Source organism: Pantoea agglomerans (assembly GCF_020149765.1).
GTDB lineage: Bacteria > Pseudomonadota > Gammaproteobacteria > Enterobacterales > Enterobacteriaceae > Pantoea > Pantoea alvi.
Window position 1 is genome coordinate 2109791 of sequence record NZ_CP083809.1, and the last position, 14489, is coordinate 2124279.

Consider the following 14489-nt stretch of genomic DNA (forward strand, 5'->3'; position numbering starts at 1 on the left):
ACATGGCCAATACAGATTTGATTTCAGAGAAAGAAGTTATGGATAAGCTAAAGGTTTCATCCAGAATGACCATCTGGACTTACACCAATAGGATGGGGTTCCCTAAACCAGTAAGAAGCCGTCCAAAGCTTTACTTACTGGCCGAGGTTGATAGCTGGATACTTAACGGCGGCGTTAACCAGAGATCAGCTTAATTTGCTCAAAAATCCTTTCTGCATAAAGTTCATATGCCGCCTTCTGTTCTGCTAACCAGTCGTGCTTGTTATAAACGGCAAGCACGCCCCCTAAATCATGTCCAAGCATCTTCTCGATGACGTGCGGCGCAACACCTTCCTCAGAAAGTCTGGTCGCCAGAGTTCGCCTGAAGTCATGGGCCGTAAAGTCACCAATGCTCAATTGATCACGCAATAGCCTGACATATCTTGTTGCGGAGCCAATCGACAAGGGGACATCGCGATCGTAAGCGCCAGGGAAAAGAATATCTTTCCCTGATGACTTAGCCTCCTCCAACAGTGGCAGCACATGCTTGAAAATAGGACGCCTGATGATTTTATCTGTTTTGCTCTTTGCGGCCGGCAGAGTCCAAATGTTTTCTTCGAAATTGAATTCTTGCCTGAGGGCTTCGCGCATCTCACTATTTCGAGCGCCATAAAGAATGAGTAACTTAACCAGGCGCTTAGAGGACGCGGTCGCAGTAGTTTTTTCATTTTCAAGCCATATCTGGGCCAGCTGGCGATAGGTCAGGACTGTTTCCCCTACCCTTGGTTTTTTGCCAAAGTCTTTAGGGTCAAGGCGAAGTAGGCTTGAACTGTCTATGTATTGCCTTCGTATACACCAGTCTACGGCACCACGCAGATTAACCAGGAGCCTTCGGGCCTTAACAGGGTTTTCCTGCTCTTTTTCAGTAAAGAAATCTACCCATGTACTGACGTTTATATCCTCAAGAGGAATACCCTCAAACACGCCTTCCATTTCGTTCAGAACTACGCGGTTGTAAACCTCTTGAGTGCTCTCACGGAGGGATTGCTGAACATAGTTTTTCCACCAGTAGTTAATGCAGTCCTGGAGTGTTGGGCGAAATTTTACCCGTGGCTTATGGTGCTTAGGGTCTTTACCTGCTCCAAGGGACTCCTTAAATTCCCCTACTTTTATTCTCGCATCCCTCAGCGAGATTTCCGGGTAGCGCCCAATTCCGAGACGATGCTGCTTACCGTTGAATCGGTATCTGTACTGAAAGCTGATAATACCCTTTGGCGTGATGCGGATTCCTAGGCCATCTGCGTCAGTTAACTCAGGCGGTCCGTCATAGGGTTTACCCTGCAATCCTCTTAGCTTTGTGTCACTGATGGCCATCTGTGTACTCATCTTATTTTGTTGGTACTCACATTGTACTTGATCATCGTTGGACAAAGGAATACGCGAGCAGACACACAAATAATAAAGAATACAAACAGCTTAATTTATTTTCTTATATTACAGTTATTTAAATACATTAATGGCCACATGAATACATAAAAGTACCCATAGATACATGTGAGGCATAACCGACAGAATTACGCCCAGGATCTGCAGCTCTCGGTGCGCGGATTTGGTTCGCGCTCCACTTACGGCGTGCGCGGACTGCGCCTGTACGTCGACGGCATTCCTGCCACCATGCCCGACGGTCAGGGACAAACCTCCAATATCGATATCGGCTCGATCGACCATATCGAGGTGCTGCGCGGCCCCTTTTCCGCCCTCTACGGCAACGCCTCGGGCGGCGTGATTAACGTCGACACCCAGACGGGCCAGCAGCCGCCCACGCTGGAAGCAGGCAGCTGGTACGGCAGCTACGGCAGCTGGCGCAACAGCGTCAAGGCGAGCGGCGCGACCGGCGACGGCAGCCAGGCGGGTGACGTCAACTACACCGTTTCCGCCTCGCGCTTCACCACTCACGGCTACCGCGACCACAGCGAGGCGCAGAAGAATCTCGGCAACGCGAAGCTGGGGGTGCGCATCGACGACGTCAGCACCCTGACGCTGCTGTTCAACAGCGTGCATATTGACGCGCAGGATCCCGGCGGGCTGACGCCGGATCAGTGGCGCGCCAACCCGCGCCAGGTGGTCAGCAACGTTACCCTCTACAACACGCGCAAAACTGTGGATCAGACCCAGGGCGGCCTGCACTATCAGCGTCAGATGGGCGAAAACGACGATCTCAGCGTGATGATGTACGCCGGGATGCGCGAAACCACCCAGTATCAGTCGATCCCGAAAAACGTCCAGCTCAGCGCGAAACATCCCGGCGGCGTGATCGACCTGACGCGCCACTACCAGGGCATCGACACGCGCTGGACCCACCGCGACAGCCTGTTCAGCGTGCCGGTGACGCTAACCGGCGGGCTCGACTATGAAACCATGACCGAGCGCCGCAAGGGTTTCGAAAACTTCAGCGGCAACGACCTGGGCGTTAAAGGTAATATCCGCCGCAACGAACGCAACCTGATGTGGAACCTGGATCCCTACCTGCAGACCGCCTGGCAGCTGACCGATAAATGGTCGCTGGACGCCGGGCTGCGCTACAGCACGGTCAGCTTCGACTCCAACGACCACTATATTACCGCCGGCAACGGCGACGACAGCGGCGACGCGCGCTACCATAAATGGCTGCCCGCCGCGTCGCTGAAGTACGCTATCGACAGCAGCTGGAACGCCTATCTCTCTGCAGGGCGCGGCTTTGAAACGCCGACCATCAACGAACTCTCCTATCGCGCCGACGGCGAGACGGGTCTGAATACCCAGCTGAAGCCAGCGACCAGCGACACGGTCGAACTGGGCACCAAAAAACGCATCGGCAACGGCCTGATCACCGCCGCGCTGTTCCAGACCGACACCCAAAACGAGATCGTCACCGATACCAGCCTCGGCGGCCGCACCACCTACAAAAACGCCGGGCAAACCCGTCGTCGCGGCCTGGAGCTGGGAGTGGATCAGCAGTTCGCCGCCGACTGGCGCGCGAAGGCGGCCTGGACGCTGCTCGACGCGCGCTATCGCAGCAACGCCTGCGGCGATACGAGCTGCGACGGCAACCGCATTCCCGGCATTGCGCGTAATATGCTCTACGCCAGCGTGGCGTACGCGCCGGAACAGGGCTTTTATGCGGGCGCGGAGATGCGCTATATGAGCGATATCGCCGCCGACGACGAGAACGACGTCAAGGCGCCCGCCTATACCGTGGCGGCGCTCAACAGCGGCTACAAATGGCTGGTGCAGAACTGGACGCTGGATCTTTTCGGCCGCGTCGATAACCTTTTCGACCGCCGCTACGTCGGCTCGGTCATAGTAAATGAAGGCAACGGACGCTACTTTGAACCGGCACCGGGACGGAACTACAGCGTCGGCCTGACGCTGAGCTACGCCTTCCAGTAAGCCCTGTCGCCCCGGCCAGCCGCCGGGGCTTTCTTATGGCGCGCGCCGCGCCATCCAGCGGGCAATCCAGCGCGATAAAATCGGACCGGTGAACATCACCACGATAAAGCGCCCGGTCTGCATCGCCATCACAAACGGCATATCGACGTTGCTCGACGCCGCGATAATTGCCACCGAGTCCGCCCCGCCCGGACTGGTCGCCAGATAGGCGGTCAGCGGATCGATACCGGCAAACTCCACCAGCAGAAAAGCGAACAGACCGCAGATAGCGATCAGCGTCAGCACCGACAGCAGCACGCGCGGAAAGGCGTGCGCCGCATAGCGCAAAATATCGGCGCTGAAGCGCAGGCCGATGCCCCAGCCGACAAAGGCGTAGGCCAGCGCCAGCAGCCATTTAGGCAGGGTGATCGCGAGGCCGCCAAAATCCTGGAGCAGCGAGGCGACAATCAGCGTCATCAGCATCGGGCCGGCGGGAATGCGTAACAGACGCGCCGCCAGCAGCCCGGCGGCGATGGTCAGCAGCGTAAACAGAAAGGCGGTCGGCGCGAAAGGCGCGAAGAGGTGGAGCGCGGGCGAGGCGGCAGGCGCGCCACCCTCGTGGGTCCAGAGCCGCGTCACCAGGGTCGCGACCAGCGCCACCATCATCACGCGCAGATACTGCATAAAGGCGACGAGGCGCACGTCGGCGCCGAAACTCTCCGCCATCAGGGTCATGGCCGTCGCCGCACCGGGCGACGATCCCCAGATGGCGGTCGAGCCCGGCAGCACGCGGAAGCGCGCCAGCAGGCCGCCCAGCGCCAGGCTGGCAATAATCACCGAACCGACGCAGAGCACAAACAGCGGCCAGTCGTCGGCGATTTCATGAAAAATCGTGGCGGGGATCGCTGCGGCGATCATGGCGCCCACCGTCGCCTGCGCGCCGTTAAACAGCGGCCGCGCGATTTTTAGCGTGCGGCCGGAGGCGGCGAAGCCGATGCCCGCAAACATCGGGCCAAGCAGCAGCGCGGCCGGAATATGCAGCCATTCCAGCAGCGCCACCAGCGCCGCCGAGCTGAGGATCAGCCCGGCCCAGCGCCCCAGGCCCGCCTGCGCCATCGTCATATCAGCGCGCGTCGACCAGCGCCAGCACCTCAGCAGCCGAGCCGGTTTCGCCGAGGCGCGGGAAGATCAGCTTAACGCTGTTGTTGTGGGTGTCGAGATTAAGATCGGTCATGGCGTCGGTGGCTAAAGTGACGTTGTAACCTAACTCATAGGCCTGACGCGCGGTGGATTCGACGCCGATGCTGGTGGCGATGCCGCACACCACTACCTGGGTGACGCCGCGCTTTTGCAGCTCCTCGTGCAGCGCCGTATTGTGAAACGCGCCCCAGGTCTTCTTGGTCACGGTAATATCGCCCGGCTGCGGCGTCATTTCCGGTACCAGCGTCGCCCAGTCGGCCGGCAGCTCGCCGCTGTGGCTGCCCTGCTCGTTTCGGCCCGGCGCGCCGCCGGCCACATTCACCAGCACCACCGGCAGCTGGCGGGCGCGAAAGCCGTCGGCGAGCTGCGCGCAGCGGTCGATTACCGGCTGCGGCTCATGCACCACCGGCAGGCGCACAATGCCGTGCTGCAGGTCGATAATGATGAGAGCGGTTTGGGGATCAAGGGTAGTCAATGCCATAAAAAATCCTCTCAGGATGCGTGGTCGGCGAGTCGTTGCAGTAAGGGGATGGCACGCAGCAACAGCTGCTGCTCCTCGGCGCTGAGCTCGGTATCAATGGCGCGCACCAGCCAGTCGTCGCGCATCGCCCGGTTGGCGGTAAGCAGCGCACGGGCGGCAGGCGTGGCGGTATAGCGGGTTTTACGGCCGTCGAGGGGATCGGCCTCTCCCTGCACCATCTCCGCCGCCAGCAGGCTGGCAACGGTAGCCCCCATCGACTGGGTGCGTACGCCCTCTGCCGCCGCCAGTTCGGTCACGGTCATCGCCCCGTCGCGCACCAGATAACCCAGCACGGAAACCTGCGACCAGGTGAGATCGCCGGGCGGCGCAGATTCGCGCAGCCGCCGACCCAGTCGGCCAACCAGCATACGCAGCAGGGTGGCTGATTCGTTCAGTTCGCTCATTGCCCTTCTCCTTACGTTGCCTGAAGTATAGATATAGGAAGGCAAACTGTGTAGTTTACCTTCGTATCAATTTGTAAGGTCGGGACGCTGCAGATAGTGGATCAGGCTGTGAAAGCGCAGCGGCACGGCAAGCGGATTGCGGTAGCTGTGGGCCACATCGGCGGCGAACTGCAGCGCCTCGCCCGCCTGTAAACGCCGCCAGACGCCGTGCAGCCCCAGCAGCAGCTCTCCCTCAATCACCACCACCTGCTCGACGCAGCCTTGCTCGTGCGGCGAGGAGTCGCTCTGCGCGCCCGCCGCCAGCTCGACCGCCAGCAGGTCGAAACGCAGCTGCGCATCGTAAGGCAGCAGCGGCCGCACGGTCATCTGCGCGTTGGGCTGGCTAAAGCGCGCGCTGTCGCCGCTCTGCAGCCCGTTGCCCTGAATAAAAAAAGAGAATGGAACGTTGAAACCGGTAGCGATTTTCCACAGCGTCGCCACCGTCGGACTGGACTCACCGCGCTCGATCTGGCCGAGCATCGCTTTGCTGACGCCGGTGCGCTCTGCGGCCAGCGTCAGGCTCCAGCCGTTCGCCTGGCGCAGCTGTTTCAGCGCCCCGCTGAGATGCTGATGCAGATTTTCCATAAGTTTCTCCTGAAATCCTGGCGGCAGTGTAACACTTGAGCGCTATAGCGCACACTGCTACGATGTGCGCTATAACGCACAGCGGAGGTTTTATGCAAAGCATTACGGCGCGATCCGCCTTTTCTTTTCCCATGCTGGTGTCGGGTTTCGTTGCCGTGCTGGTCGGCTACAGCAGCTCCGCGGCCATTATTTTTCAGGCCGCGCAGGCTGCCGGCGCTTCGCCGACGCAGATCGGCGGCTGGCTGTCGATACTGGGTATCGCGATGGGCCTCTGTTCGCTGGGTCTGTCGCTCTGGACGCGCATGCCGATCCTCTGCGCCTGGTCCACCCCCGGGGCGGCGCTGCTGGCGACCAGCCTGCAGGGCCTTTCCATCAATGAGGCGGTCGGCGTGTTTATCTTCGCCAACGCGCTGATTGTGCTGAGCGGCGTGACCGGCCTGTTTGCGCGCCTGATGAAGGTGATCCCGCCCGCGCTGGCCTCCGCCATGCTCGCCGGGATCCTGCTGCGCTTCGGGCTGGAAGCCTTTACCGGCCTGCAGAACGATAGTGCGCTGTGCGGCGCGATGCTGCTGAGCTGGCTGCTGGCGCGGCGCTGGCTGGCGCGCTACGCCATTCTGGCGACGCTGGCGGTGGGCATCGCGGTGGCGCTTGCCCGGCACGAAATTCATTTTCCGGCGCAGATAGCGAGCTTCGCGCTGCCGCAGGGCATCATGCCGCATTTTAGCCTGACCGCGCTGCTCGGCGTCGGCCTGCCCTTTTTTCTCGTTACCATGGCGTCGCAAAATGCGCCGGGCATCGCCACGCTGCAGGCGCACGGCTATCAGCCACCGGTCTCGGCGCTGATGAGCTGGACCGGGCTGGTCGCCCTGCTGCTGTCGCCGTTCGGCGGGTTTTCCGTCTGTATCGCCGCCATCACCGCCGCTATCTGCATGGGCGATGAGGTTGACCCTGACCCGCGCCGCTGCTGGATGGCCGCCGCGCTGGCCGGCCTGTTTTATCTGCTGGCCGGGCTCTCGGGCGCGCTTATCGCCGCCCTGTTTGTGGCGCTGCCGTCGCCGCTTATCGCCACCCTCGCCGGGCTGGCGCTGCTGTCGACCTTTAGCGGCAGCCTGACGCGCGCGCTGGCGCAGCCCGATACCCGCGACACCGCCGCCATTACCTTTCTGATTACCGCCTCCGGCCTCTCGCTGTCTGGCATTGGCGCGGCGTTCTGGGGGCTGGTCGGCGGCGTTGTGGCGCACGCCGTGCTGACGCGCCGCGCACCATAACCGGCTGGGCGCGCTGTGCATTTTTTATCGCAGCGCGCGAAAAACGCCCTTAATTATCGTTTTTTCCGCCGTTTGATTTGCCGTAGCCCGGCGTAAAATCACTCTAATCGCCGATATCACACGATTTTCTGCCTTACACTTTGACCGATAAGGGCCCAACAGGTGGCAAAAACTTTTCTGCGCAGCGGCAATCTTGACGCGGTGCTGGCGCTGGGTGAAAACGGCCAGCCGGTTTACGCATCCGCGCTGCAAATTCGCGAAACGCTGCGGCTACGCCGTCAGACCGTGCTGGCCAACTGCCTGGCTATTCCTCAGCCTAATGCGCGTGGTGACCGTCTCGACTGGTACGCGCCCTTCAGCGGCAAGGTTAAATCCTGGCTGGGTGCCAGCGATCGCGAGCGCCGGCAGGCGCTGGAACAGCTGACGGCAACGCAGCAGGAGATGCAGGATCTCAGCGCGCGCGCGCGCGACGCGGAGAATCCGGCGATGCGCCTGTTCGGCGCGCTGCTGAGCAAAGCGCTGCAGTTTCCCGATCAGCAGTATGTCTACCTGGTGGACGGCAAGCCGGTGATCACCTTCTGGGGCTTTGTCGACGCTCAGTCGCGCACGCGCGACGACGCGCTCGCCTGCCTGCGCGATACGCTGGAGGCGTCGCTGCCGCCGCTGCTGCCGGAAGTCACCGTTACTGCACCGCAGCCGGCGATGGCAGAGATGCCACTGATGGTCGCTGAGCCTGTGCCCGTGCCGGAACCCGTCGCCGACGCGGTGCCGGTCGCCGCGACGCCTCCTGTCGCGTCAGCAGCAGCGCCCGCTGTCGCGCCGGTCACAAAGCGCCGCGCCTTCCGCCTCTGGTATCTGACGCCGGTCGCGCTGGCCGTTGCCGGGGCCGCCGCGTTCTGGCTGCATCAGCCGGTGCAGGTCGCTGCGCCGCAGCTGGCCGCACCGGCGGCCACCGCTATCGCGCCGCCTGCCGCACTGGTCGCCGCACAAAAGCTCGCCGCTACCCTGCCGCAAACGCCAGCCAGCGTTGCCGCGCCCGCCGAAACGGCAGCGCCTTCCGCTACCCTTGCCAGCGTAGTGACGCCCGCCGTTCCCGCCGCGGGCGACGCGCTGAAAATGAGCGTGGAGGATGTGCGTACCGGCGCGATCAACGTCGTTGACGGCCGCTGGCGCGTGGTGATGCAAAATTCCCTGCCGGGGGGCGCATCGCCGGTGCTGCACTATGAGATCCGCGGCGGTAAAGGCAGCGCCACGGTCACCCAGGGCAATAACCTGCGCTGCAGCGCCGATGAAGTCTCCGCCGCCATGCTCGGCAGCGGTCAGCTCTCGGTGCGCAGCCGCTATACCGCAAAATGCAGCGACGGCTCGCGCTACCGCATGCCGCAGCTGATGTGTAAGCCGGGAGACGGCGCCGCCGTGTGCGAAGCGCTGTTCAGCGATGACAAATCCTTCCCGATGACGATTAAGCGTGAGAGTAAGTAACCATGTTGGCTCCCCTGATCGATGACAAACAAAAAATCACGCTGATTGAAGAGAGCGGCGTGCAGTTTCTGGATTTCGGCCTGCGCATCGCAGCAGGCCAGGCGCGCCGCCAGTTTGTGCGCCAGACCGCAAACGGTCCGCTGCTGCGCCTCAACGTCGACGGCAACAGCGGCAAGTTTCTGCTCTATCCGCAGGATGGCGGCGCGCCGGAAGTGGTGCGCCCGGAATCGGACGTGGCGCTGGCCGACTCGCTGACGCTGCTGGCGGACTGCTGGCTGCCCCTGCCGATGCTGCGCTGCGCCAGCGGCCGTCGCTTTATCGGCGGCCCGGAGAACTGGGCGCGCCTGCGCCTCACCGCGCTGGCGCAGCCCGATGCGGCGGGCAATACCCACCGCGTGACCCTGGCGTTCGATACCCGCTGCGTGGCGCAGGAGGATGGCGGCGAGCAGCTCGGCCTGACCGCCGCCGACGCGCAAAACGGCGTCACCTTCTCACTCGCCTGGCACAACTACGAGCTGGGCGAGTTTCTCGATCATATCTGGGTAGACGGCTGGCTGCGTGAGGCGTTCAGCGACCGCGTCGGCGACCGCCGCGAACAGGCGATCGCGCAGGCGCTGCGCGAGTTTGAGTATCAGGCGCACTACCTGAACCTGCTGGAGCTGCTCGGCGAGCAGCTTAACCTGAACGATATCCATCTTCAGGCCGCCACCCAGCAAACGCCGGCGGTGAACGTCGATATTATTCTCGACGTCGGCAACTCGCACACCTGCGGCATCCTGGTAGAAGATCACCCGGAAGAGAGCAACGGCCTGAAGCAGACCTACGAACTCCAGCTGCGCGACCTTTCGCAGCCGCATCAGGTCTATAACGAACTGTTTGACAGCCGGCTGGAGTTTGCGGAAACGAACTTCGGCAAGGCGAGCTTTTCGCTGCAGAGCGGCCGCGAAAACGCCTTTATGTGGCCGTCGCTGACGCGCGTGGGCCGCGAGGCGAGCCGCCTGGCGCTGCAGCGCGCCGGCCTTGAGGGCAGCACCGGCATCTCCAGCCCGCGCCGCTATCTCTGGGACGAGGCGCGCTACCAGCCAGGCTGGCGCTTTAACCAGCCGCAGGGTGCAAACGAGCCGCAGGCCAACGCCGCGCCCTTCACCTTTCTGCTGAATGACGAAGGTGAGCCGCTGCACGCGCTCGCCGAGGACGATCGCCTGCCGGTCTTTTCCGCCCACTACAGCCGCAGCTCGCTGATGACCTTTATGCTGTGCGAACTGCTGGCGCAGGCGCTGATGCAGATGAACAGCGCCGCGCAGCGCCAGCGCATGCCGCAGAGCCACGCGCCGCGCCAGCTGCGCCACGTTATCCTGACCCTGCCGTCGGCGATGCCGAAGCCGGAGCGCGAGATTTTCCGCCGCCGCATGCAGCAGGCGATCGCGCTGGTGTGGAAAGCCGAGGGCTGGCACGCGGCCGACGAGCCGTTTGACGCCGCCACGCCGCCCACGTGCCGCAAGCCGGTGCCGGACGTGCAGATGGAGTGGGACGAGGCTACCTGTGGCCAGATGGTCTGGCTGTTCAACGAAACGCAGGTCAACTTCGCCGGACGCGCGCAGGACTTCTTTAGCAGCACCGCGCGCCCGGATCGTCCGCGCGAAGCGGACGAAGTGCCGGGCAAAAGCCTGCGCATCGCCTCGATCGATATCGGCGGCGGCACCACCGATCTGGCGATTACCCACTACCGTCTCGACGACGGCCAGGGCAATAACGTCAAAATTACCCCGCGCCTGCTGTTCCGCGAAGGCTTTAAAGTCGCGGGCGACGATATTCTGCTGGACGTTATCCAGCTCTGGATCCTGCCTGCGCTGCAGCAGAGCCTGCAAAAGGCGGGCCTGACGCTGGCCGAGCCGCTGCTGAACAAGCTGTTCGGCCACGACGGCCGCCTCGACGGGCAGGCTACGCTGCGCCAGCAGGCGACGCTGCAGCTGTTTATTCCGCTGGCGCAGGCGGTGCTGGAGCGCTACGAAAGCTGGGACCCGCTGGAGAGCCACGCGGAGATTAACGCCCTGTTCGGCGAACTGGTGGAGAGCCGTCCGGCCGACGCGGTGCTCGCCTTTATCAACGGCGAGATCCAGCGCGCCCTGGGCGCCGACAGCGGTTTCGATCTGCTGGAAGTGCCGCTGATCGTCAGCCTTGCACAGCTGCACGCCGAGTTTATGCAGCACCGCATGGCGATTATTCCGGCGCTGCGCTCAATGTGCGAGGTGGTGTCGCTCTATCAGTGCGATGTGCTGCTGCTCACCGGCCGCCCGTCGCGCTTCCCCGGCATTCAGGCGCTGGTGCGCCATCTGCAGCCGCTGCCGGGCAGCCGCATTCTGTCGCTGGAGGGCTATCACACCAGCGACTGGTATCCGTTCAACAAACATGGCCGCATCGACAACCCGAAATCCACCGCGGCGGTAGGCGCGATGCTCTGCCTGCTGGCGCTGGATCTGCGCCTTAACAGCTTCTGGTTCCGCGCGGGCGATTTCGAGCCCTACTCGACGATCCGCTATCTTGGCGTGCTGGATGAAAATCAGGCGCTGACCGACGATAATCTCTGCTACGGCGATATCGATCTCGACGACCGGAGCTTCGCGCTGGACCGCAAAAGCAGCTTCCGCATTCGCGGCAACGTCTGCCTCGGCTTCCGCCAGCTCGACAACGATCGCTGGCCCGCGTCGCCGCTCTACAGCCTGACCCTGAACGACGCTCAGCTGGCGCGCAAGGTGGCCGGAGAGAGCGTGCTGCGCGTGAAGCTGGCGGTTGCGCCCGGCCCGACGCTGCCGGGGCCGGAGCGCCTGGTGCTGAGCGACGCCCGCCTTGACGATGGCACCCGCGTGCCGCTCGAGCAGCTGAGCCTGAAGCTCAACACCCTCTCGCCGACGGGCAACGCCAACGCCCAGTACTGGATTGACAGCGGAAGCCTTTGTAAACGATGAGAACTGTAAAACCGCGCCAGCCGCAGACGCTGGCAAAACGCCTTGGCCTGCTGCAGGAGGCGCTTAACGCCAGCCTGGGCTGGATCGCCGAACACCGCGACGCGTCGCCGCGCCTGGCGCTGGAGGCGGAAACCTTCACGCGCCAGCTGCGCCGCGCCCGCGTGCAGAGCGATGCGCTGGCCCAGCAGGTCGCCCGTCCGGTGACGCTGGCGCTGTTCGGCCAGTCGCAGGCGGGTAAAGCCTGGCTGCTGAGCGAAATGGTCGCCGACGCGCAGGGGCAGCTGCTGACGCGCCTCGGCGAAAAAAGCCTGAACGTCTTCCAGCAGATCAATCCCGGCAATCTCGACTTCGCTGCGGCGACCCGCTACTGCCATCAGCGCGACCCCCTTTCCGGTGAATGGCCGGTGGAGCTGCAGCTGCTGGGCGAGGCGGAAATTTTACGCCTGGTGCTGAGCTGCCGTCATACGGCGGCGCAGCCGGAAAGCGCCCAGCTCGACCAGCAGCTGCAGCGCCTGCAGCGCCAGCGGCTCAGCGCCCCGGTGGGCGGGCTCGACAGCGACGCGCTGGTCACGCTCTGGGCCTGGAGCCGTCGTCACCGCTGTCACGATCCGCGGCTCGACCGCCATTTCTGGCCGCAGGCGGTCGAACTGGCCCCGGCGCTCAGCGTGGACGACCGGGTGCAGCTCTTTGCGCTGCTGTGGCCGACGCAGCCGGAGCTGAGCGAGGCGCTGCGCGCGCTGCTGCATCTGCGCCATCAGCTGCGCAGTGCCAGCCGCGTGCTTGCGCCGCTTAGCCTGCTGACGGATGAGGCGCTGCTGCCGAGCGAACAGCTGATCGCGCCCGCCAGCGAGCAGGATCGGCAGATGAAGGTGGAAGTCTGCCCGCTGAACGGCAACCGCATCGGCAAGCCGCAGCAGGTGGCGCTCGGCTGGCTGGCGCTGCTGACCCTGGAGCTGACCATCCCCTTAAGCTCCACGCCGCGCACCGCCCTGTTTGACGACGCCGATATGCTGGATCTGCCCGCGCCCGGCGCGCCCGCCGATGCGGCGGCGCTGGAGGAGCGTCAGCGTCTGGAGCAGCAGGATCCGCTGCTTGCCCGACTGCTGGAGCAGAAACGCGCCCTGCTGCCTGGCTTTTACGCCACGCGCCAGGGGATCGATTTAATGCTGGTCTGCACCGCCGCCAGCCAGCGCCAGGATGTCGATGTCGCCAGCCGCGCGCTGCGCGAATGGCAGCTGCATCAGCCGCCGCGCGAAAACGGCGAAAAGCCGCGCCTGATTTGGGCCATCACCCCTTATGACGCGCGCCATCAGCAGATTAACGTCGATGAGGCGGTACAGCGCCAGATCGGCCAGCCCGGTCAGCGCTGGGGATCGATGCTGGCGCTCGATCGCGCCGGCGTCGATCGCATGGCGGAGTGGCTGCAGGATGAGATGCAGCCCGATGCGCGCCGCGATCGGCTGCTGGCCGAGCTGCGCGCCCTGCAGCACAGCGTGCTGGAGCGTCGACTGCTGCCCTGGACCGATGCCGAAGCGAGCGCCGAACAGGCGGCGCGCAGGCAGACCATCGCCGATACGCTGCTGAAATGTCTGCAGCACCGCACCGGCCTGCACGGCGAACTGCTGGAGCGGCTGCAGCCGCCGCGCGAAACGCTGCGCCAGCTCTGGCTCAGCCAGCATGATGCGCCGACCACGGCCGCGGCGATCCGCGCTGAGGCGCCCGCGCAGCATTTCGGCGTCGGATTTGAATTCGATCTCTTTAGCGATACGCCGCTGGCCGAGCCGGCGGGCGCGCCGCATCAGGTCAGCGCCGTGGGACAGAGCTTTGCGCGCCAGGTAATGGCGCTGTGGCTCGATCATCTGCGCGAGCTGCCGGAGAACCGCAGCCTGCTGACGCTGCTGAATGTGGATCGCGGCACGCTGGAGTGGCTGGTAGAAGAGCTGATCGTTGCCAGCTTCCGCCTCGATATGCTGACGTCGCTGGAGCAGGCGCTGCACGAGCCGGAAAACCCCACCGTTACCCATGAGTCGCGCGCCGATCGTCAGGTTTCCCGCGCCATGACGGTGCTGGGGGATTTTGTCGCCTGGCTGGGCTTTTTACAGCGTGATGAAGCGGAACGGCCGCCGAGCCGCGTCAATCGCGGCCAGCCGATTTTTGCGCGTCCGCCCGCGCCGAGCGTCAGCTTCTCTGCCGGACAGCGCCTGACGCGCCTCTCCGCCGCGCCCGCCAACCACACCGCCTACTATATTTACGACTGGCTGGTCGGGCTCAATTCGGTGATCCTGGAGAACAACGGTCACGCCGGTGGACGCGACGTCACGCCCGCCGCGCGCGCCGCGCTGACCGCCATCCTCGCGACGCTGCGCAGCTAATCCCGCTTCAGGCGCAGGTCGCCCTCCAGCGCCTGCGCCGCCTCTTCCAGCAGCGCCAGCACGGCGGCAAACTCGTCGCGCTTTTCCGCCTCCGCCGCGTGGCGCAGATGAATACGCGCCGGCAGCGCCATGCCGCCGGTCAGCCAGTCCCACAGCGCGTCCAGATTATTGCCGAAGGCGAACGGGCAATGACTCTGCTGCGCCAGCGTCTGGTAGAGCGCATCGCGATCCGCCAGGCGACGAAAGTCGAGCGTAATGGTCAGCAT

At 63.6% G+C, this 14489-nt stretch carries 11 protein-coding genes and 1 pseudogene; 6 read left to right on the forward strand and 6 right to left on the reverse strand.

Annotation, left to right across the window (positions count from 1 at the left end):
- Positions 1 to 2: 2 nt before the first annotated feature.
- A complete protein-coding gene (locus tag LB453_RS12785) occupies positions 3 to 194 on the forward strand; it encodes a helix-turn-helix transcriptional regulator (protein ID WP_103795692.1) in 192 nt (63 codons plus the stop codon).
- On the opposite strand, the gene LB453_RS12790 is transcribed toward LB453_RS12785, so the two are convergent.
- Positions 175 to 1353, reverse strand: coding sequence for a tyrosine-type recombinase/integrase (locus tag LB453_RS12790; RefSeq protein ID WP_224481773.1), 1179 nt, complete (start codon positions 1351 to 1353; stop codon positions 175 to 177). The two genes, LB453_RS12785 and LB453_RS12790, sit on opposite strands and share 20 nt — an antisense overlap.
- Before the next feature lie 189 nt (positions 1354 to 1542).
- On the opposite strand from LB453_RS12790, the pseudogene pqqU reads away from it, so the two are divergent.
- Positions 1543 to 3408, forward strand: a pseudogene (gene pqqU / locus LB453_RS12795) (TonB-dependent receptor PqqU); the annotation flags it as partial.
- Between the two features lie 33 nt (positions 3409 to 3441).
- Here the strand turns inward: pqqU and LB453_RS12800 are convergent.
- The 4 genes from LB453_RS12800 to LB453_RS12815 form a co-directional block, all read right to left on the reverse strand.
- Complete coding sequence (locus LB453_RS12800) at positions 3442 to 4509, reverse strand: AbrB family transcriptional regulator (RefSeq protein ID WP_103795689.1); 1068 nt, start codon at positions 4507 to 4509, stop codon at positions 3442 to 3444.
- Position 4510: 1 nt separating this feature from the next.
- Positions 4511 to 5068: an isochorismatase family protein gene (locus tag LB453_RS12805; RefSeq protein ID WP_103795688.1), complete on the reverse strand. Its 558-nt coding sequence runs from the start codon at positions 5066 to 5068 to the stop codon at positions 4511 to 4513.
- Between the two features lie 11 nt (positions 5069 to 5079).
- Positions 5080 to 5511, reverse strand: coding sequence for a MarR family winged helix-turn-helix transcriptional regulator (locus LB453_RS12810; RefSeq protein WP_103795687.1), 432 nt, complete (start codon positions 5509 to 5511; stop codon positions 5080 to 5082).
- A gap of 66 nt (positions 5512 to 5577) precedes the next feature.
- Positions 5578 to 6135, reverse strand: coding sequence for a helix-turn-helix domain-containing protein (locus LB453_RS12815; protein ID WP_103795686.1), 558 nt, complete (start codon positions 6133 to 6135; stop codon positions 5578 to 5580).
- A 92-nt stretch (positions 6136 to 6227) separates the two neighbouring features.
- Here LB453_RS12815 and LB453_RS12820 point away from each other — a divergent pair, with 92 nt between their 5' ends.
- From LB453_RS12820 to LB453_RS12835, 4 genes are all read left to right on the forward strand, one after another.
- Entirely contained in the window at positions 6228 to 7403 is a 1176-nt protein-coding gene (locus LB453_RS12820; RefSeq protein ID WP_103795685.1) for a benzoate/H(+) symporter BenE family transporter, read from the forward strand.
- A gap of 162 nt (positions 7404 to 7565) precedes the next feature.
- The gene (locus tag LB453_RS12825) at positions 7566 to 8885 is read left to right on the forward strand and encodes an SrfA family protein (protein WP_103795684.1); all 1320 of its coding nucleotides are present in this window, start codon (positions 7566 to 7568) and stop codon (positions 8883 to 8885) included.
- A 2-nt stretch (positions 8886 to 8887) separates the two neighbouring features.
- Positions 8888 to 11851, forward strand: coding sequence for a virulence factor SrfB (locus LB453_RS12830; RefSeq protein ID WP_103795683.1), 2964 nt, complete (start codon positions 8888 to 8890; stop codon positions 11849 to 11851).
- Positions 11848 to 14223, forward strand: a complete 2376-nt coding sequence (locus tag LB453_RS12835; protein ID WP_103795682.1) for a virulence factor SrfC family protein — start codon at positions 11848 to 11850, stop codon at positions 14221 to 14223. Before LB453_RS12830 ends, LB453_RS12835 begins: the two co-directional genes overlap by 4 nt.
- Here LB453_RS12835 and LB453_RS12840 read toward each other — a convergent pair.
- The gene (locus LB453_RS12840; RefSeq protein WP_033747317.1) at positions 14220 to 14489 is read right to left on the reverse strand and encodes a barstar family protein; all 270 of its coding nucleotides are present in this window, start codon (positions 14487 to 14489) and stop codon (positions 14220 to 14222) included. The two genes, LB453_RS12835 and LB453_RS12840, sit on opposite strands and share 4 nt — an antisense overlap.